Origin of the sequence: Rhodopirellula baltica SH 1, from assembly GCF_000196115.1 — a bacterium.
Lineage (GTDB): Bacteria > Planctomycetota > Planctomycetia > Pirellulales > Pirellulaceae > Rhodopirellula > Rhodopirellula baltica.
Genome location: NC_005027.1, coordinates 22408 through 40181, shown reverse-complemented (window position 1 = coordinate 40181; position 17774 = coordinate 22408). Strand labels below are relative to the sequence as shown.

The window sequence follows — 17774 nt, the reverse complement described above, 5'->3', positions numbered from 1 at the left end:
CTAACGCCAAACGGCTCACATACCCGATGACACCTGCCTACCTGCTTAACATGGCTTTTGCGATCGGGCACTCGTCTACCCTTCTCGCTTTGTGCCCCAGACTGGCATCGCACACCCTCCTGCGTTTCGATCTCGCACGCGCCGTCCAGGGCGTTTCACAAAAGTCTTCCACCAGCCGCCAACCGAAGCATCCTGCATGAATTTCCTGCGAGTTTTTTTGTTGTTCTCAACCGTGTTGATTTATTCAATGACGTTGATTGCTTCGCTTTCTGATGGAATCAATTGGCCAAGCGTTGCGACCAACGATTTGATAGCGTTCAACTGGCGGTCGCAGTTTGACACCGACTTTCTCATCTACCTTTTGCTGGGTGCCACTTGGATCACTTGGCGTGAAGGCTTCACTGCCAAAGGACACTACTACGCATTCCTGAGCGTGTTCCTTGGAGGCATGTTCAGCTTCCCCTATCTCCTGCTTGCGACCTTCAAAGCCGATGGCGATCCCCGAAAGGTTCTGCTCGGAATTCACTTCACGCGAAGTTGCGATGAGGTTGACTGCGATCGATAGAACAGCTGATATGGCGAGCGACTGGTGACGCCTTGCTAAAGAGCCAGATAAACACATCTTCTCTTCACATCAAATTCTTAATGGCTGCTTCTAATGCCAACGACTGCTGACAGTCAGGACAAACGGCGAGACAGCTTCTATAGTGGATCCATCCCGCCCATCGCTCGCGTGTTCAGTGCTGAATTGCGTTGATCACCTCCCACCTGAAGCACTCGCCATGTTCGCTTTGTTCCGTCTATCAGCTTTGCTGTTGTTCATTGGCTTGCCATTATTCATGGGGCAGCCCGCCTCTGTGCTGGCCCAGTCTCCTCACTCGGACGATGCCGCCACGACCAGCATCCTGCGACAAGAGAATTTGGTGGCTTGGTGCATAGTACCCTTTGACGCCGCCAAGCGGACTCCGGCCGAGCGTGCTCAAATGCTTCTCGATTTGGGCATCCGTCGTTGTGCTTACGACTGGCGAGCTGAACATGTCCCAACCTTCGAACAAGAGATCCTGGAATACCGGGAGCACGGCATCGAGTTCTTCGCCTTTTGGGGCGGCCATCCGGAAGCGTACCGACTGTTTGAAAAGCACGATCTGCATCCGCAAATTTGGATGATGCCGCCCAACATCAAAAATGGGACCCAGGAGCGGAGAGTCCAACAAACCGTTCAGCAAATGGTTCCTGCCGCGAGAGAAACCCAGCGATTGGGCTGCAAGCTATCTCTGTACAACCACGGAGGTTGGGCGGGTGAACCAGAGAACTTGGTCTCAATGTGCCGTTTGCTTCGTGAGCAAGGGTTTGATCACGTTGGCATCACCTACAACTTTCATCATGGCCACGATCACATTGACAACTGGAAGCAATCGTTCAATTCGATGCGACCATTTCTGCACTGTCTGAATATGAACGGGATGGTGGACAACGCCAATCCGAAGATCCTGGGCATCGGCAAAGGGCAGCATGAAGTGGACATGATTCGAGTCGTCATGGAAAGCGATTGCCAGGGCCCCATTGGTATTCTCGACCACCGATCGGAATTGGATGCCAAAGAATCATTGAATGAAAACATCGAGGGTGTTCGCTGGGTTCGCCATGAACTGCAACTGCCAGGCAGTGGCGGTGCGAAACCGAAATCACCGGCACCACTTACCACTCCGTAGCGAACAACTGTTTTGATTCAGCTTGACACCTTGGCCTTCCACCCCGCAATTCAACTGACGCGACTTTCACAATACATCATGCCCCCTCACAGAATTTGTCCAATCGTCCTTTGCTTTTCGTGCATGCTTTTGATGATTGCGGTGCCGACCGCATCTCACGCCAACGACGTGGTAGGCCCACTGGTGGGCTCAATCGATAGCACCTCCGCACAATTGCTCTACCGAGCCGGTGCATCCGAGCAACCACTGCAACTCTCGGTTCTTCAGGAAGGAGATGTTGTCCAGCGAATTACGTCGATCGGCGGAGAACAAGATGACTACGTGGCGAAGTTTTCCGTCACGAATCTTCAGCCGGACACTGTCTACCACTACCAGATCGACGACGCGGACACGCAAGCGACTTTGATCAAACCAGACGGGCAGCACTTTTTTCGGACTACTAACCCGAAGCGTGAAGGGCACCGTGTTTCGGTCGGATTCGTTTCGTGCGTGGACATCGAGCCCAATGGCATTTGGAAAGAGATGCAAACTCTGGACCTCGACATGGTTTGCCTGATGGGCGACACGCCGTATATCGACAGCACCGATCTAGCGAAGGTCAGGTCACGGCATCGGCAATTTTTGCAAATGTCAGACCTGGCGGAACTGTCTGGCAACACCTCCACCGTTGGCACTTGGGATGATCACGACTTCGGTCGAAACAACGGGAATGGACGCAATTTGTCGAAAGGAAAAGCGGACACGCGTCGCGGATTCGTCAACTACCGGGCCCATTCACAATACGGCAACGCAACGGAAGGCGTTTACCACAAATCGGACCTGGGCATGATGGAAGTGTTCTTCCTCGACCCGCGATACTTTTCGCAAACCGAACCCTCTCCCGTCGATGCGTCCCAGCCAACTTGTTTTGGATCGGAGCAATGGACCTGGCTGCTCACCGAATTGCGAGACTCGAAAGCCCCGTTCAAGGTGCTGGCGTTTGGCGCCATTTGGGAAGACAAGAAAAACAAAGAAACCGATGACATGTTCACGTATTGGTATGAACGTGACGCTCTCCTGGACATCATCCGAAACGAGAACATCAGTGGAGTCGTTCTACTGGGCGGTGATATCCACGTTGCACGGCATCTGATTCATCCTCAGCGGACTGGGTACGACTTGAACGACTTTGTTATCTCGCCAGGTCACAAACGCACCATTACTGAACTGGATGTCTTTCATCCATCCTTGGAATGGTCGCTGGTGGAAGGTTGGCAATTTTTGACGCTCACAGCGGACGGCACCACCGACGAGCCATTGCTCACCGCCGAATTCCGTCAACCAGACGGAATTGTGAATCGCAAAGTTGAGCTGCCCCTCACATCTTTGACGGCAAACGAAGAGAAGCATCCCAATCGGCGAGCACACTGGTCGTTTGATGAAAACATGAAAAATGATTCAACTCTCGGCCATCGCATTGACGCGGTCGCGGAGAATGGTGCCCGCATCGACAACAACGGTCTGTCTGGTGGAGCGTTGAGACTCGATCGATCCAAACAACAGTACATCCGTATTCCGCGAAGTTTCCTGGATGACAATTCGCCTCATCACACTGTTTCACTTTGGTTCAAACCGACGAGCCTTCCGAAGCATGGCACTTCGGAGCGACACTTTCTCTTTGAAAGCACTGCGGAGGGAGAAGTCTCCGCAAAAACCGCCTGGCACCTTTCACTAGGAATGAGATCGTCGGAATCACCGGACCAGATCAACCTGCAACTCTACACTCATACGCTTCAACCCGCCAAGCAACCAGAGGCGGCTCCCGAGGCGAAGTCGCAGGGCGGTTTCGATTCGTTGGTTGCCCGCGAGAGCTTACTGGGTCGCTGGAATCAAATCACGCTGACGTTTGATTCAAAGACACTCAAACTGTCTCTCAATGAACAGCAAATCGCGAAGCACACGTTGCCCGTCTCCGGCCCCGCGTCAGAGTTCGGAGGTCTTGTCATCGGCGGTCATCGAGAAGGCACGGGACGCAACTTCGATGGCTGGATCGACGAAGTGTCCGTGTGGCAAGGTCAGACCGGTCAGTAAGTGACAGACAACTCACGCAATAACGTTTTTCAATGACTGGATGGATTGCACGAAAGCTTCACTCGCTTCATCACGAAGCGAATGAATTCGTTCACTTCTTGTGGATGAGTCAATGACAACACGTGTCCCGCACCAGGGACAATTTTGTCTGGCAGTGTATTCTTTGCCGGCATCACCCAATCCCGTGCACCATGGATATGGTAGATCGGGAAAGAACACGCTGGTGCTGATTTCCAGTTTAGAATTTGATGGAGCGACCATCGAAATACCGCGGGGTCGCTTTGCAAAAATTGGCTCAGCAACCCATGCACGAATGGCATCGCCGTTCGGAGCGGACCACAAAGCAAAGGCTTCATTGCCCACTGCATTTCCCGAACCGGCAACCATAAGGTCAGACATCGCAGCGGTCTGGCCAGCCTGGCGTACATCGGCAGTTCGGATGGCGAGCGTACACTACCAATCAAAATCACCGCTTCCGGGTTCAGATGACGCGCCAAATGCATCGCGACGATCCCTCCGAATGAAGCACCGCCAATCACACAGGGCCCAGGGCCGATTTCAGAAGCAAGACGCTTTGCATAATCATCCAGTGGTTCGTTCTTAAATGGAGCGAGCCACTGCGGAACGCTTAGTTGTGGAAACGCCAACTTCTGCGCGACAAAGATCCTCTCGTCTGCGGCTAGGCCCGACAGAAGCATCAATCGTGGCAATTCATCGGCGACGTTCCTTCCGGTCACTCCGCCGCCTGCAGCTGGCTTCGTTTCAACGTCAACTCATAGACCTTCTGGTCTTCCATTGTGATGCACTCAAACGTCATTTCAGGATCGGTCTTCTCCAAGTCAAACTTCAGCATCCCGAAGAAGTTCCCTTCGTTGTAAGAGAAGACGGCTTCCTTCTTGGTCGGATGGGTGTGATCGTTGGTCATCTTTGATGTTTCAAACTCGAACAAGTCGTAGCTGTTTGGACGTTCGATCTTGTACACATCGGTGCGGTGCCGATCGGCGGACAGCAGAATCACGCCGCCGATGTTTTCTGTTTCGATGAAGTCGAAGATCTCGTTGCGTTCTTCTTTCACGCCCCACCACGAATCCCGACCTGCTTTGTCAGCGTGTTCGGTCCACAGCGTCCCTGAGGCAAGGACCTTGAACGTCGCATCGGACGCTTTCAGCTTGGCCAGCAACCATTCTTTTTGTTCGGGCCCCAACATCGTCCCATCCTCGAACGATCGATAGTAACGGTTGTCGAGCATGAAGAAGTCGACATCGCCGATCGAGAAATCAAACCAACACCCCGGAAGCTCATCGCCGCCTCCATACGCAGGGTTGTTCCAATTTTCGCGAAAAACCTTCCACGATTCGAACTTCCAAGTGGGCTTGAAACGACCAGGACCACCGGATGAATCATCCACACCTAGATCGTGATCGTCGTAGACCGCGTACACCGAGGTTGACGCGGTCAGTCGCCGAAACTCGGGTCGCAATTGTCTGCGGTAGTAGTGAACTCGCTGTTTCGTTCGTGATTTGGGTTGATCGATGTAAACGTTATCGCCGAGCAACAGAATCGCTTCCGGTGAACGCCCCGCGATCACGTCCCAGATCTTTTCCTTCGGCGGGTTGTAACGGGCACCACCGCCAAACGCGACGCTGAACGTCGATTTCTCATCTTTGGATGGGTAAGTCTGGAACGTTGGCTTCTGATCGCGGAAAACGCTTTGCCCATCGACCAAGACGTCGTAGGTGTAATCCGTGGCGGACTGCAATCCTTCCAGATCCAACAATGCGGTGAAGTCCATCTGCGGCGATGTTGTGACGACCTCGCTTGCTTTGCCGTCCATCACAACTTGCACGCTGGCGGCTTCTGTCGTTCGAACCCAAATGCGAGCGCTATGATCGGTGACGCATCCCAGCATCGGCCCGCCCAAAAGCTTCAAATCGTGCTTCTGAATCAGTTCCCGGAATTCCGGAGAGCTCACCACGCGGCTCAAACTCTCATCGTTCTCCTTCAACCCATACATGGACTCGAGAAAGAAGTGGTCCATGTCGCCCACGACCGGAGTTTCTCGCGGCGTCGGGATGGGTGGTTTGGCGTATGAGACAAAAGCAACAAGAAGGATCGCAAACAGGATCCCGGACAGCATTCTCTTCATGGCGGCATTCGCGGTGGAGGTTCAGGCAGGCCCGTGTCAGAACGGGCCGACCATCTTATCACAGCCTGATGCGCGAGAATGCCGACGGCCGCTCCAGCCTTTCAGATCCAACTGGTACTCAAGGGTCGTCGGGTATCTGAGCCGCTTGGCGTTAGCCACGGTTCCCGCACTCAACCGGTCGAACGCTTCAGCGTTTTCGCGTTCACGGCATACAAGCATCCAATGTCATCAGAACAAATCCGGTGCCGTAAGGTTGATGGTAATCGTACAGCGGGTAGTCCCACCATGAACCATCCGTCTCTTGGCGATCCAGCATCAGCTTGGCCAGCATCGATTGGTACGGAGCACGTTCTTCTTCGGGCAACAAATCCATTCCCACTGCGGCGTAGTAGTGGCCAAAGAAGTAGAAGTACCCAGCCACCTGCATCCAGGCTTCGTGAGGCACCGGTCGCTTGCGTCCAATGTCGAGCCAGCCGTTGCGCAGATAGAGTCGACAAAGCCAGACCTTCACGACATCATCGGTGATTTTAGAATCACCCCAGACTCGCATCGCCACATTGCAACACTGGGACCGGCCCAGACTCCCACCCGGGCGATTGATCTCGCGCATCGGTTGGTATTGCAGGTTTTCGCTATACAAATAGCTGAAGTCCGGTTTCTGTTGTCGCCCCAGCGCGGCCACCGCCCGATCCACCATCCGTTTTGGTGGGGTGACACCGAGTGAGTCGGCTTCCTTCAGTGCCACCAACACCGCTCCGTTGACAAAGCTGGTCGACGATGATGTTGGCTGGTCAGCTTGGTAGCGAAAATCGTAGTAGCCCCAGCCACCGTCGACCGATTCGTAACGCTGCAGCATTTCGAATTGATCCTGGATCAGGCTGACGATGCTGGCTTGGCGATCCGCGTCGTCCTTGTGCCAGTCATGCAATCGCACCAGGGCCTGGATCGAGTAACCGTGCCCCCAAACGTTGTACATGGCCGAGCCATCGGCGCGTCGCAGTTTCGGTAATTCGCGGAACAACCACGTTTCCGCTCGTTCGACCGATTCGCGGACTTGAGTTCGCAATCCTTGTTCGGACGCATCCGCTGGTAGGTGCTCTAGAGTGTCAATCAATCCAGCGATTCCTAGCGACGTGGTCGCGGCGCGAAACGCATGGTGTGCTCCAGGAACCGGAGCGTAGATGTTCAACCCTTTGGTCCGCGTTGGTGAACCCCAAGAACCGTTCGAGTTCTGATCATCGAGCATGAACTGGACCCCACGCACGATCGCGTCGCGGATCTCCGATTCGGTGGGCGCGTCAATCTCGGGTGGCACCGGGGTGCGAGTCACATCGAAGTGCTCCACCGCCGTGAGCTCTTCCGCATAGGATGCTCCGCTCAGTATCAGCGGACAAATAGCCATCATCCACACGCAGCAAGCGGAGAAACTTCGGACAATCGGAGTGCTCAAAGTCGTCCCGAATGGGTGATCGGCTTGCTTAATATTCATTGCATTTTCCCGAGGATGACTACGATCACTTCGTCAACTCAATGGACGCCGTCATGGTGGGCTTCACCGCTTCGGGCAATTGCCCAACGACCTTCACGGTGGCATCAAACTTGGTTCCCATAAATGGCACGGTCGCAACCGAATCAATGACGCCTTTCACTTCAGCTTTGGGGTCGATCGCTGGTTTGATCACGCATGAGTCGCCGGTCTTGATACCAACCAAATCTGCCTCGCTCAAAGTCAAACAAACTCGCATCTTTTTTGGCTGGACGACGGTAGCGATGACCTGTTTAGTCGAAACTTTCGACCCCGCCTCGATGGGACTTGGTTTGGCGTTGAGAGCACCACGATTGAGTTCTCCGTAAAGCAGGATGCCGTTGCCGGGCGATTTGATGACAATCGCCTTTCGCTGTTGGCGAAGCTCTTCGAAATCAGATTCTTTTTCGGCCAATGCTTTGGCCGCCTTCCGGCGTTCAAGGTCGCGTTTCTTTTTGGCACTGTCGAGGTTCCGAATGGTTTTCTCGTATGTCATTTGAGCTCGTTCCCACGTCGCTTCCGTTTGAGCATCCTCGGCAGGAATGGATTGCTCCAAGGTTCGTTTGGATCGGATCTCCGTGCTTTCCAATCGAAACTGAGCGGACTCAACCGCTCGCTTGGCACGCTTGAGCACGATCTCTTCGGACTCTTCCGTCAAATCATCAGCGTCGTACATTTGTTGAAGTTGCTTCAATTCCTCCGCGGCGTTCTCCAACGAGGCTTTGGACATTTCGAGGTCAAACTCAGCACTCTTGATTTTCCGATCCCGATCAACTTGCAGATAGTTGTCGTAAGTCTGCTTGGCGGACTGACGTGCACGCTCCGCATCTTGGCGATCGAGCTCTTGAGAAGCAACGAATTGGTCAAACGCGAACTGTTCATCAGCCGCGTCAATCCTCGCCAAGCGAATATCGTTCTCGGCGTCCGAAAGTTTTTTGTCGATGGATTCCGTGTCAAACCAAATGACCGTCTGGCCTTCTTTGATTTCGGTTCCGTGAGGCAAGATCTTTTTGATCTCGAGTTCACCAAACTGATCCAACCCGTGAATCAACTCCCAACTTTGAGTTGCCTCGAAGGTCCCTTGCACCTTGATCGGTTCAGCAGCCTTTTCAGTTTCCTTGTCCTTCGGCGCGTCGTCCAACGCGAGGACTGAATTGACCCCAAGGCACACACAGAACGCCGCAACGGCAGCTCGAGTCATCCGATTCAACAAACACTTCATGATGTCATTCTCTCAAGGCAATATGGGACGACGGTGATTGGCAATTTGCGTTCGGTCGTCTGTTTCAAGACAGCTCACTTCGGTGTGGCATACCGCCGAAAAAGCGGCGTGGCTTTTCAGGGTATCTCCAGCGATCACCAAATCAATCGACCGAAACTCAACGAGTTGATTCCAAACACTGGAAGAGGACAGTGCCGCAATCTCGTCGCTACTTAGCTGGCGCAGGAGGGCTCAGCCCCTCTTCGGTTTCATCATCACTTGGCGGGCACCTTCAAGAAGGCATGAAGACAAGCACCGAGCAACCGTCGCGACACAATCGAACACGCCGCGACGGTGCTTCCATTATACCGTTTAGCGGAGGCCGGTTGCCTTCAACCGACATCGGGCAAATCGTTGGACAGCTCAAGCCAATCGTCGTGCCGTCTCAGCCGTTCGACCACGTCCGGATGTGGCGTTGGCCAAATCTCCGGGAGATCACGTTCGCCTTCCAAATCCGTTCCAAACGCAAGCTGTTCATGGGGCGGATCAAACTGGGCGTTCACACCGGGTTTGTTCCCACGAGCGTCAACCCGAAACCAGCCATGCCCTGGCAGATGAACCGCGTTCAATCCATGCAAGCAAAACGGTGCGCCATCGCCGTCGATCGACAATCGCTGGTAACACATTCCGGCAGGGATTTGGTTGGCTCGTAACAACGCACAAAGCAGATGACTCTTGGCGTAGCAGTATCCGATCCCATGCCGCAGCACATCCGACGCTCGACATGTCACCGGGTTCCGCTGTTCATCTCCGGTGTGCTGGATCGAGTCACGCACAAACTCAAAACAGTTTTTCGCGGTTTCCTTGATTGATGCCCCCGTCAACTTGCGTGCACATTCAACGATGTCCGGATGACCAGCATCAATGTCCTCGCAATGCCCGAGGTAGTCGTCTGGATTAGGAGATGAACTCATGTCGATTTCGTTAAACAGTCTTGGAATGTAATCACGTCGGCAGGAATGATTGGAAAACAAATCGCATAGCGGCCTGTTGATTTAATGAGCCGAACCGCGTTAGCGGCGGTTAGTCAGACGCCAACCGGGGCTAACGCCCATCGGCTAATCGTTGTCACTCGGTATACGACTAAATCAACAAGCTGATAGGCTTCCAGCCTGCGATTGCGCAGAACACAGGCTGGAAACCGATGCCACCATTCCTGTCCGAGTAGCGTCAGTTGGTAGACGGACAAGCCTATCCACCGGCAGGTTCATTCAGTTCAAGTGCCGCCCGCAAGAACGCCTTGAAGTTGAGCAGGTCACCTGGTGGACTGCGCGAGAACCATGACACCAATTCATCATCGGGATAGATTGAAAACCTCGAACGCAACTCTCGAACAAAATCGTCTGGTGTTGTGCACTCCAATAGCCCCAAGGCCCGTTTTGCAAATGCCTTGCTATGACCAGGAGTGTCAACGGCCGCATCGATTGCCGCTTCGCGTTCCCAGTGCATCAAAATCGAACGAGCAATTTCGTGATTCAAGAAACGCAAGCTCGATGGATCGTCATAAAAATGTGGGTGAAATTCCAGCAGCTGACAACTCGCAGAACCGTACTCGGCAATCGCAATGTCCTTGCGGGTTTGATAGAGAGCATGTTCCAGCGCAGCAATCCGTCGCTGATGCCGGAACTGGCTACCGACGAGCGCAAGTCCCAAAGCAACAACGAGGACGGTGGTCAAAATTTGCGTCAATGTGAAACGCATGAGGCACCTCTTTCGAAACTTGCTGCAACTTCAACCCGCCCACTCGCCAAACATTCGCGTTGCTTCTCTCTCGATCAAACGGAAGCATCGTTTTGATTCAGTATTTGCCTGCTCGCGAAATGGTAGCCCCAAAACGCTGCTGACAGAACAAGCAGAATGGTTCCGATCCAGTTGGCCGCCCATGCTCGGAATACTTGATGACTCAGCGGTCCTGACGGCGGCTGCCAAAGCTGAATTTGCCCAAACGCGAACGCCGCGGATCCGAAAACAACCAGAACGACTCCGAATCGAAACGGATTGATCCAGCTCGATCGCGAATGGTCGACATCCGTCTCCTTCATCTCGTTTGTCTTCACCGGCCTCTTGGAACGTGTACCAAGTTGGAAACACAAAAAGAATGCGATGGTGAAGATCAACGTGGACGCAAGGTCCGCGGGCGATAGCAAGGTCGCGCCGCAGGAACAGGCAAAGGCAATCACCGCCGTTTGCTGATACTTGCTGTGACGCCACCGCAGAAGCAGTGAGACAAGCCCAAGAACGACGGGCAAGACGAGTTCGAAGATACCAACGGAAAGGTGCATGGCTGAATTCTCCAACAAACAAATGGACTGGAAAGTTCGCCGAATGCACTCCGTCGACCATTGGTCACGAAAGGGAAGCGATCACGTGATCTTATTGCCCCTGCTTGGCCGAGTCAAACATGATCGAGTCAATTTGCCCGTTGTGAATCAATCGTCGCTTGTTCACAAGCCGAACAAACCCAAGAGGACGACAATCGTGATGGCCTCACGATAGGCGAGGAAGCGGATCGAGAACAAATCTGCGACCAATCGATTCCAGAATTCGCGAATGAACCATGCGGAAATGAACATCATGATCAGGTAGCGAACAAAATCGATCAACGATGTAAGCACCAAGCCTTGGATGGGTACGTTCTGGGCTTTGTCCGAAAAAGCGAACGTGATGAACCCGGTCCCCGCCGAGTACAAAATCAGCAGAACATTGAACCCGAGAGTGATGGTGGGGCGTGGGGCTTTCAAAATTGGCTCCGACGATGGGCTCAGTGGATTTCAGGTGGCCGATGAATGGAACTCAGGCGTACTCGCTTGGCCCCAGCATCACCGTCTCTGAGACGCCGCTTTCGGTTTCGAATCGGACGTGGCCATCGGCCTCGACCAGCGAGCGTTCATGATCCGTCAGCTCTTCTTCGAACTGTCGTTGAATCAACTCCGTGTCGATGTACTTGACCGCCAACTTCGCCGAGACCGTGGTCGCCACAATCACCACGGATAAAATCCGCATCCCAGGATATGGCAAGAAGAACACTCGCGGGCCAATCATCCCCGACACGATTTCGTAGCCTCGCAACGCAACGCGGTAACGTTCCAAGTTTTCGGTCGATGTCTCATCGACGGCTTCCTCGACCTGCGTTGCCACACGCTCCACCGATGCCGTGATGGGCTCTGTCACCTCGCCCGAATCACATCCCGTGACCGATGCGGCGGCAGCGAACGCTGAGAACGAAAGAAAATGTCTTCTCTGCATGTAAACGCTCGAAGTGAGAGAACGAACAAGCTCATCGACCGAAGATCGTCGGATGATCCCCGTCTTCATCAGGGGCCGAATCAATCGTCAAAAGGGGCGCTGATTGTCTCTGAACTCATTGGCCATTCGGTCGTCGGTGAATCGTCCGGGAAATGCAGCAGGCCAATCAAGCCGATCCCCAGCAAAACGATGCTCATCAGCACCGCGTTGGCGGCCCACTCTCGGGCATGAACCTGGACCGCAAATGGCCCGAACTGCACCGTTTGCGATGTCGAAACCGACGTCACGACGGAAACAGTGATCTTTTGCGACCTTGTTCCGTCCCCGTTGTCGATGACCGGACCTTCATAGGTCGTCTTGGGCGTGAGATCGACCTGCGCGACCGCACGCGATTGCTGCCGAGCGTTCCACGCCACTCCCGCGAGGGGAATGGCGAACAATAAAAACAGCAACCAGACCAATGCCAAAGGAAGGTTTGTCATGACATCGGTCACTTCATGCAGCGGGGATCGCACGGACACAGCCCATGCCAACTCGGTCTACTCTTGGACAGCTTCAAAAACTGCAATTTGCCCATCGTTGGGTTGGCCATTCGAATTTTCGCTGGCACGTCGCCATGAAAGAACAACGCCGTACAGTTTGCCATCGATTTCAACCGGGCAGAAACCATGCATGTGTTGCATCAACTGCAGCGTTTCATAGGTCGCGGGCACCAATGCACCAGATGGCTTTCCATTGTCCATCACCAACACGGGCGCTGATCCATTTGTCGTCGGCAGTGCGTTCAACAACGGCAGGAACATGCTGTCGCCAATGCTTGAAATGTTGCAAGGATTCGAACCCTTTGGCAACTGAATGTAGTACTCCTTTCCTGCTCCCGGTGTGCGAAGCTGAGCTCCACCTGGAGTGAAGGCAAAAATCCGACCGTGAGAACGCGATGCGATCTCAACAATCTCTTTACCGTTTTCGGTTGCAACTTGAACGCCGTGCCCAGTGTTGAGCATGCCGCCACTGCCTTCTCGGCCGCCCCATGCCGGACCATTCCATTTCCACTGGCCGTCAACCAACTCTGCGGACAACGCAAAGTCACCCGGTGCGTATCCGATGACGACAACCAATCGCTTCGCATCCGGCAAAAAGACAACATCGCATGGCGTGAATCTTCCACCTGACTTGAAGTATTCGTTGACGGTCGGGTTGTCGAATTCATCGCCTTTGGGCTGAGTCAGTTTTGCAAGGACTTCTCCGCGTTTCGTCACGAATACTTCTTGCGTGTTGGTTGAAGCAAACGCCCAGTACGATTCGCCATCCAAGACAAAACAATCAGTCCCGTGAGCGTTCATGCCGGCAGCGAACGCTGGATCCTGCCCTTCGACGAGTGTCCATTCCTTCAACTCGGGATCAAGCGTCACGAGTCCGTGCTTGGCAACGGCCGTCACGATTTCTCCGGTCAACAAATCTCGATCGGCATTGTTGTGCAAGCCACCTTTGGCCGCGTCGATCATCGCTTTGGATTGCTTGCCCAACTCAGGGCGATGTTCCCAGCGATACGTTTTGCCGTTCACTTGAAACTTGTTGGTCGGTGCAGTTGGATCAAACTCCGCGGAGGATTCCTTTGACGCGTCGGAATCTCCGTGCTCGTGGCCTTCATGAGCCATTCCGGCCAAAGGAATTCCGGAGAGGAACGCAAAAACGGAGCAGATGAATATTCGGGTGTACGACACGATTGAGAATCTTTTTGGAGGACGGTGGGTCTGAAATGCACCGGCCGTGGTTGTGGTTTCCACAAGCCAAGCTGGTACATCCTGCGGGTGCCAATCTCTGTTTTCCGAGCCGGGTCTGTCAATTGGGCGACGAAATCAGGTGCCGTTTTAAGCTCGATCCTTCAGGGAAATCGCGGCAAACGGCTCGGCGGCGATGATTCTACTTCAAAGCAAATAGCGATTACACGCTCTTTCAAACCACGCTGTGAAATTGACAAGTGCCCAGATCGACCGGTGAAAGCCCGCCTTTCTCGACCATTGAATGCTTGAACCGGGAATTCGAACAGAGAATTCGAACTGGCTCGTCGGACCGATGTGCCCGGGAAAAGCTCCGACAGAACGTTGTCGACAAGGTTCAACCCTTCCATCCCAAGCAATCGATCGCCCTACCGGCTGCAGCAAACACTCTCGAGACACTCCACACCGCCACGGTCAGGCATCGTGAAGCGGAGACCACGGATCAGCAATACTGAGGTCAAACCTGACGGAACGCACGCAAGAATTCCTGCTTGTTCTTTTCGAACTTGCAGTGTTCTTTGTGATTGATCCGTCGCCGTTTTTCGGTGAAGGCAGGTGTGATCAGTCCCCAGTTAGCATTGCGAGCAATCAAGACCACGTAGTCAATTTTGCACGGAGACCAACAATTGTTAATCTCTTGATTTTTTCCTTTGCTTTCAAACGTCTTGATCTGGATACGATGAAAGTTCGGACCATCTGAGATCAATAAATCTGTTTTGTGCCCATGGTCCACCATCGGCGAATAAAGCTGCCAACCATCCTGCATCAACCAGCACGCGACCAAGCTTTCGAATGAGACATTCCTGAGTGTCTTCCGTGTTCCGTCTGGTGTTTTGGTTCTGCGAAGTGGCAAGGGTTGGGCGCACCTACCAATGAGTGAGTCGAATCAAGACTGATGAATTTGACAAGCGTTCTTGCAAGCTGATTCATCGGCGGCAGACAAATCTGAAACGCAAGAATACCGTCGGCTATGCGGGTAAGATGAGGTCATTGAGTGGCTCAATCGTCTAGCGTTGGCCAGGGTCGCAATATGGAACCACAATCGACTGATGGGTTCACTCAAACCATTTCTTCGTACTCGCTAGAAAACCCTACCTTCCCCTCTCAAGAGAGAAACCAAGAATCCTAGCTGGCGGTATGATTCGATACTTCGCGGCGACAGGCTGTTTTTCGGTTGTGCAGCTTGAAACGGTTGTAGGTGCAACGAAGCACGTACCTGCCGAAGCAAGCGAGTGCGTGAGCGTAAAAATTCATCCTCTACATTTGTGCCAAACACGAGAATGACGTTGTCCGACTCCAGTCCAAGCCGTCATCCTTTCGGACTCGCTATATCGCGTCGCCGAAAAGTCATCGCAATCATCTCTGTGTTATTAGTAACTTTTATTTTCTATGCGTTGCATCAAACGGACCGCAGAAGACCCACTTCGTCCTCAACGGTGCCACCCAATTTTGCATCGTTGCCAACTGCTACTTGGTTTTCTGACACCGGCGCTACGTTTTAATTTCGGGCTGATGGCTCCGGTCGATCCCGTGACCCACAATCCCCTGCTCTTCCCGTTCAATACTTTGAATGGGATATCGACGGCACGGCACTAACCATTCACTACGTGCCTCAGGGTCGCTTGGAAAATATCCTGGCCTACCAAACGGGTCACGACACTGCCGCCATGAACTTGACCACGGTAACGAAGGACAAAATCGTTGCGACCTTGGACGGTGTTCAGATCCAGTTTTCCACCACAACGGATGCATTGCTCGATTCGCTCCCTAGTATTTCAATCAACGAAACTTCGTCAGCAAGTTACATTCATTTCGGCAGCAAAGTCGACGACCTGCTGAACTCATACGATCGGTCCGAAGCACGAATCAAAGCGTGAAAGGCGTCGCGTTTTCCAGGATCAACTCGGAAATCGAACGTCCCTCGGGGAACCAATACCTTTCGACGGTTCCACCGAATTCCGAAGCTGAGTGCAGCTTCGATCGTTGAGTGCGGTTCCCGCAGCACGTATGCTGAAGAGATTGCAACGACGAGAGCCCACGACCAAACCGGTCAAATCACGTTTGCTGCAAACAAGAATCCGACGCAATCGTTGCCAATTTCAGTGTTTCCGAATGACCCAAAAGCAAGCCAAGTCAGCCATCGTTGGGCCTCGGCAGTTTCAGTGGCAAGGCAGTGGTTGGTTTGGATGCGTTGTCGGCGGATCCGCTTGGCTGGTTCCCATGTCGGCAATCCTGGCGCTGAACGGCCACCCCTTACTCGCTCTCGTACCTTTGGGATGCTGCTTGCTGGCGATTCTTTTGGGGATCGCCCTTTGGCACAACCGTGACCGGGTGCGTCCGTTCCGAGCGTTGATAGGCATGTTGATGCTGTTCTCGATCACGACTCCGTTTGCTTGGTTCACCGTTTCAACCAACGCATCGCCAGATTCCCTTGAGCTCCTCAATTGGCCTCAGTCAATTGCGATCACTGCGATGGTCGCGGTGATCTGCCCCACCATTGCGATCTGGTTTTGCTTCCTCGAATACGCTCATCACGGCACGTCGAAACGGGCAAGCCAAGACGCGTGAGCTCTGATCGGACGCGCAGCGAAGTGTTGAGAATCTGATGCCGTTGCCCGCCAACCGAGCAACGTTCCCCGATCAAAATCACTCGTAAAGATCGAATCTGTTGACGAATCCCTATCAAACGCCGTAGGCTGATGCCAGTTTTGATTTCGGCCATCAAGCAGTTCGCAAACGAGTTTCTCGACCAGCGACTGCACTGCTCATCATGGCGTCGATCCATGCTGTGATTGTGACGATCCACCTTGTTTCAGCAGGCTTTGTCTACTACCGACAGCTTGGCTCGGGTATTTCACTGCTCGCGACTGGCATCGCCGCTGGGCAACTCATGTCGATGATCGTCATCTCCATCGGTGCCGCCAAGCTTGGATTTCTAGAATCGTATCGAATGGCACGCGTCGGATCGATTTTGGCGTGCATTCCCTTGCTGACACCATTCGTCTGGCTGGGTATCCCGTTCGGTATCTGGGCCCTGAGACTTCTTCGCGATCCCGAGATCCGAGCGACGTTCCCTGATTGCCCCGCATTGAATGAGCGTCACGGGAGCCGCAGTTAAACATTCGTCGTTAGAAACTGGAATCAATTAAACTGACGGAAGATCGCGATTCGACGATTGGCATGCAACTGAAGTTTCGCTTTCCGCACCGGCTATCGTTTAGCTCCCACCTGTTGTGCGTGAATTTCCATTGTGGCAACGCATGCTTCGTTCGCCTCGAAGATGTCGTGCAATCCCTTCGCTTTTAAGACTCACGCCATGTTGCACCGAAACGTCGCCTCGCTCATTTGCTTGATGGGGATCGCACAAATGACTTCACTCATCGGATGCAACCATCCGACCGAGCGAGAATTGGCGGCCGCGAAAATTCAACAGGTTCGAGAGAATCCAACCATGCCTGACAATGAGGCGGTTCAGCTGTTGGCGGAGGGCTACTTCCGAACTGATTCCGTCGTCGTCAGCCCTGACGATCAAACTGTAAAAATCGTGGCGAGGCCAGCTGATCTGTCGAGCATGGTGGACATCGGTCAAGACTTGGAGGACGCGAACAAGAGAGCGCAACGAGCGGTCATCTTCTTTGCTCTTCAGAATTTGAACAAACTAACCCGAGCTGTCAAAGATCGAGAAGTCGGTGACATTCAACTGACGCTCGAAGAAGCGGTGATTTACCAAGATCGAACGGACTGGTTCCCGACCTACCGCTTGTCGCTGCCTCCCGAAAAGTTCGATGAGTTTGAAGCCCTCTTTGAACAAATCGAATCGGCCTTTGGAGAGGCCGACAGGGATTTCAATCGTGCCTTCGATGCTGGATTGATAAAGCTGGAGAGGGTTTGGGACGTCGAGTTGGATGCGTTTGACCAAACGCAATACGAACGCGGTGAGCGCTGACCGGACAGCGTCAGGTTGAATCGACCGTTTGGGCTGGCTGAAGAAACCGTGGCTAGCGCCAAAACGGCTGAAGTGTTCGCAGGAACA

Annotated in this window: 19 protein-coding genes; 8 read left to right on the top strand and 11 right to left on the bottom strand. The window is 53.4% G+C overall.

Annotation, left to right across the window (positions count from 1 at the left end):
• Positions 1 to 196 precede the first annotated feature (196 nt).
• The 3 genes from RB_RS00205 (at position 197) to RB_RS00195 (ending at position 3782) form a co-directional block, all read left to right on the top strand.
• Positions 197 to 565 (top strand): hypothetical protein, encoded by a 369-nt coding sequence (locus tag RB_RS00205; RefSeq protein WP_164921270.1) that lies wholly within the window; start codon positions 197 to 199, stop codon positions 563 to 565.
• 142 nt (positions 566 to 707) lie between these two features.
• On the top strand, positions 708 to 1712 hold the full coding sequence (locus tag RB_RS00200; RefSeq protein ID WP_164921269.1) for a hypothetical protein: 1005 nt from the start codon (positions 708 to 710) through the stop codon (positions 1710 to 1712).
• Positions 1713 to 1844: 132 nt separating this feature from the next.
• Positions 1845 to 3782 carry an alkaline phosphatase D family protein gene (locus tag RB_RS00195; RefSeq protein ID WP_231846527.1) on the top strand — a complete coding sequence of 646 codons (1938 nt, stop codon included), beginning with the start codon at positions 1845 to 1847 and terminating at the stop codon, positions 3780 to 3782.
• A gap of 29 nt (positions 3783 to 3811) precedes the next feature.
• Here the strand turns inward: RB_RS00195 and RB_RS00190 are convergent, their stop codons facing one another.
• The 6 genes from RB_RS00190 to RB_RS27945 form a co-directional block, all read right to left on the bottom strand.
• The gene (locus RB_RS00190; protein WP_165447229.1) at positions 3812 to 4480 is read right to left on the bottom strand and encodes an alpha/beta fold hydrolase; all 669 of its coding nucleotides are present in this window, start codon (positions 4478 to 4480) and stop codon (positions 3812 to 3814) included.
• Positions 4481 to 4515: 35 nt separating this feature from the next.
• The gene (locus RB_RS00185) at positions 4516 to 5919 is read right to left on the bottom strand and encodes an alkaline phosphatase D family protein (RefSeq protein WP_164922641.1); all 1404 of its coding nucleotides are present in this window, start codon (positions 5917 to 5919) and stop codon (positions 4516 to 4518) included.
• A gap of 211 nt (positions 5920 to 6130) precedes the next feature.
• Positions 6131 to 7417: a hypothetical protein gene (locus RB_RS00180; RefSeq protein WP_011117732.1), complete on the bottom strand. Its 1287-nt coding sequence runs from the start codon at positions 7415 to 7417 to the stop codon at positions 6131 to 6133.
• A gap of 25 nt (positions 7418 to 7442) precedes the next feature.
• Entirely contained in the window at positions 7443 to 8675 is a 1233-nt protein-coding gene (locus RB_RS00175; RefSeq protein ID WP_011117731.1) for an HlyD family secretion protein, read from the bottom strand.
• Between the two features lie 371 nt (positions 8676 to 9046).
• On the bottom strand, positions 9047 to 9628 hold the full coding sequence (locus RB_RS00170; protein ID WP_231846066.1) for a transglutaminase-like domain-containing protein: 582 nt from the start codon (positions 9626 to 9628) through the stop codon (positions 9047 to 9049).
• 277 nt (positions 9629 to 9905) lie between these two features.
• Positions 9906 to 10193 (bottom strand): hypothetical protein, encoded by a 288-nt coding sequence (locus RB_RS27945; RefSeq protein WP_231846065.1) that lies wholly within the window; start codon positions 10191 to 10193, stop codon positions 9906 to 9908.
• Here RB_RS27945 and RB_RS27940 point away from each other — a divergent pair.
• A complete protein-coding gene (locus RB_RS27940) occupies positions 10185 to 10511 on the top strand; it encodes a hypothetical protein (protein ID WP_231846064.1) in 327 nt (108 codons plus the stop codon). The two genes, RB_RS27945 and RB_RS27940, sit on opposite strands and share 9 nt — an antisense overlap.
• On the opposite strand, the gene RB_RS00155 is transcribed toward RB_RS27940, so the two are convergent.
• From RB_RS00155 to RB_RS00135, 5 genes are all read right to left on the bottom strand, one after another.
• Positions 10490 to 10996, bottom strand: coding sequence for a hypothetical protein (locus RB_RS00155; RefSeq protein WP_164921266.1), 507 nt, complete (start codon positions 10994 to 10996; stop codon positions 10490 to 10492). The two genes, RB_RS27940 and RB_RS00155, sit on opposite strands and share 22 nt — an antisense overlap.
• 162 nt (positions 10997 to 11158) lie before the next feature.
• The gene (locus tag RB_RS00150; protein WP_011117724.1) at positions 11159 to 11455 is read right to left on the bottom strand and encodes a hypothetical protein; all 297 of its coding nucleotides are present in this window, start codon (positions 11453 to 11455) and stop codon (positions 11159 to 11161) included.
• Positions 11456 to 11507: 52 nt separating this feature from the next.
• Positions 11508 to 11960 (bottom strand): hypothetical protein, encoded by a 453-nt coding sequence (locus RB_RS00145; RefSeq protein WP_164921265.1) that lies wholly within the window; start codon positions 11958 to 11960, stop codon positions 11508 to 11510.
• Between the two features lie 80 nt (positions 11961 to 12040).
• Positions 12041 to 12442: a hypothetical protein gene (locus tag RB_RS00140; protein WP_164921264.1), complete on the bottom strand. Its 402-nt coding sequence runs from the start codon at positions 12440 to 12442 to the stop codon at positions 12041 to 12043.
• Between the two features lie 57 nt (positions 12443 to 12499).
• A complete protein-coding gene (locus RB_RS00135; RefSeq protein WP_231846526.1) occupies positions 12500 to 13618 on the bottom strand; it encodes a hypothetical protein in 1119 nt (372 codons plus the stop codon).
• A gap of 1790 nt (positions 13619 to 15408) precedes the next feature.
• Between RB_RS00135 and RB_RS00125 the strand changes: the two genes are divergently transcribed.
• The 4 genes from RB_RS00125 to RB_RS00110 all read left to right on the top strand — a co-directional run bounded on the left by RB_RS00125 (position 15409) and on the right by RB_RS00110 (position 17687).
• Positions 15409 to 15618 carry a hypothetical protein gene (locus RB_RS00125; protein WP_164921263.1) on the top strand — a complete coding sequence of 70 codons (210 nt, stop codon included), beginning with the start codon at positions 15409 to 15411 and terminating at the stop codon, positions 15616 to 15618.
• Positions 15619 to 15853: 235 nt separating this feature from the next.
• The gene (locus RB_RS00120) at positions 15854 to 16309 is read left to right on the top strand and encodes a hypothetical protein (protein ID WP_231846063.1); all 456 of its coding nucleotides are present in this window, start codon (positions 15854 to 15856) and stop codon (positions 16307 to 16309) included.
• 202 nt (positions 16310 to 16511) lie between these two features.
• A complete protein-coding gene (locus RB_RS00115; protein ID WP_011117714.1) occupies positions 16512 to 16859 on the top strand; it encodes a hypothetical protein in 348 nt (115 codons plus the stop codon).
• Positions 16860 to 17108: 249 nt separating this feature from the next.
• Positions 17109 to 17687: a hypothetical protein gene (locus RB_RS00110; protein WP_231846062.1), complete on the top strand. Its 579-nt coding sequence runs from the start codon at positions 17109 to 17111 to the stop codon at positions 17685 to 17687.
• Positions 17688 to 17774 lie beyond the last annotated feature (87 nt).

Coding starts and splice junctions, on each gene's coding strand:
- RB_RS00205 (WP_164921270.1), top strand. CDS start 197: ATGAATTTCCTGCGAGTTTTTTTGTTGTTCTCAACCGTGTTGATTTAT.
- RB_RS00195 (WP_231846527.1), top strand. CDS start 1,845: ATGATTGCGGTGCCGACCGCATCTCACGCCAACGACGTGGTAGGCCCA.
- RB_RS00190 (WP_165447229.1), bottom strand. CDS start 4,480: ATGCTTCTGTCGGGCCTAGCCGCAGACGAGAGGATCTTTGTCGCGCAG.
- RB_RS00185 (WP_164922641.1), bottom strand. CDS start 5,919: ATGCTGTCCGGGATCCTGTTTGCGATCCTTCTTGTTGCTTTTGTCTCA.
- RB_RS00180 (WP_011117732.1), bottom strand. CDS start 7,417: ATGAATATTAAGCAAGCCGATCACCCATTCGGGACGACTTTGAGCACT.
- RB_RS00175 (WP_011117731.1), bottom strand. CDS start 8,675: ATGAAGTGTTTGTTGAATCGGATGACTCGAGCTGCCGTTGCGGCGTTC.
- RB_RS00170 (WP_231846066.1), bottom strand. CDS start 9,628: ATGAGTTCATCTCCTAATCCAGACGACTACCTCGGGCATTGCGAGGAC.
- RB_RS00155 (WP_164921266.1), bottom strand. CDS start 10,996: ATGCACCTTTCCGTTGGTATCTTCGAACTCGTCTTGCCCGTCGTTCTT.
- RB_RS00145 (WP_164921265.1), bottom strand. CDS start 11,960: ATGCAGAGAAGACATTTTCTTTCGTTCTCAGCGTTCGCTGCCGCCGCA.
- RB_RS00140 (WP_164921264.1), bottom strand. CDS start 12,442: ATGACAAACCTTCCTTTGGCATTGGTCTGGTTGCTGTTTTTATTGTTC.
- RB_RS00135 (WP_231846526.1), bottom strand. CDS start 13,618: ATGGCTCATGAAGGCCACGAGCACGGAGATTCCGACGCGTCAAAGGAA.
- RB_RS00125 (WP_164921263.1), top strand. CDS start 15,409: ATGAACTTGACCACGGTAACGAAGGACAAAATCGTTGCGACCTTGGAC.
- RB_RS00120 (WP_231846063.1), top strand. CDS start 15,854: ATGACCCAAAAGCAAGCCAAGTCAGCCATCGTTGGGCCTCGGCAGTTT.
- RB_RS00115 (WP_011117714.1), top strand. CDS start 16,512: ATGGCGTCGATCCATGCTGTGATTGTGACGATCCACCTTGTTTCAGCA.
- RB_RS00110 (WP_231846062.1), top strand. CDS start 17,109: ATGACTTCACTCATCGGATGCAACCATCCGACCGAGCGAGAATTGGCG.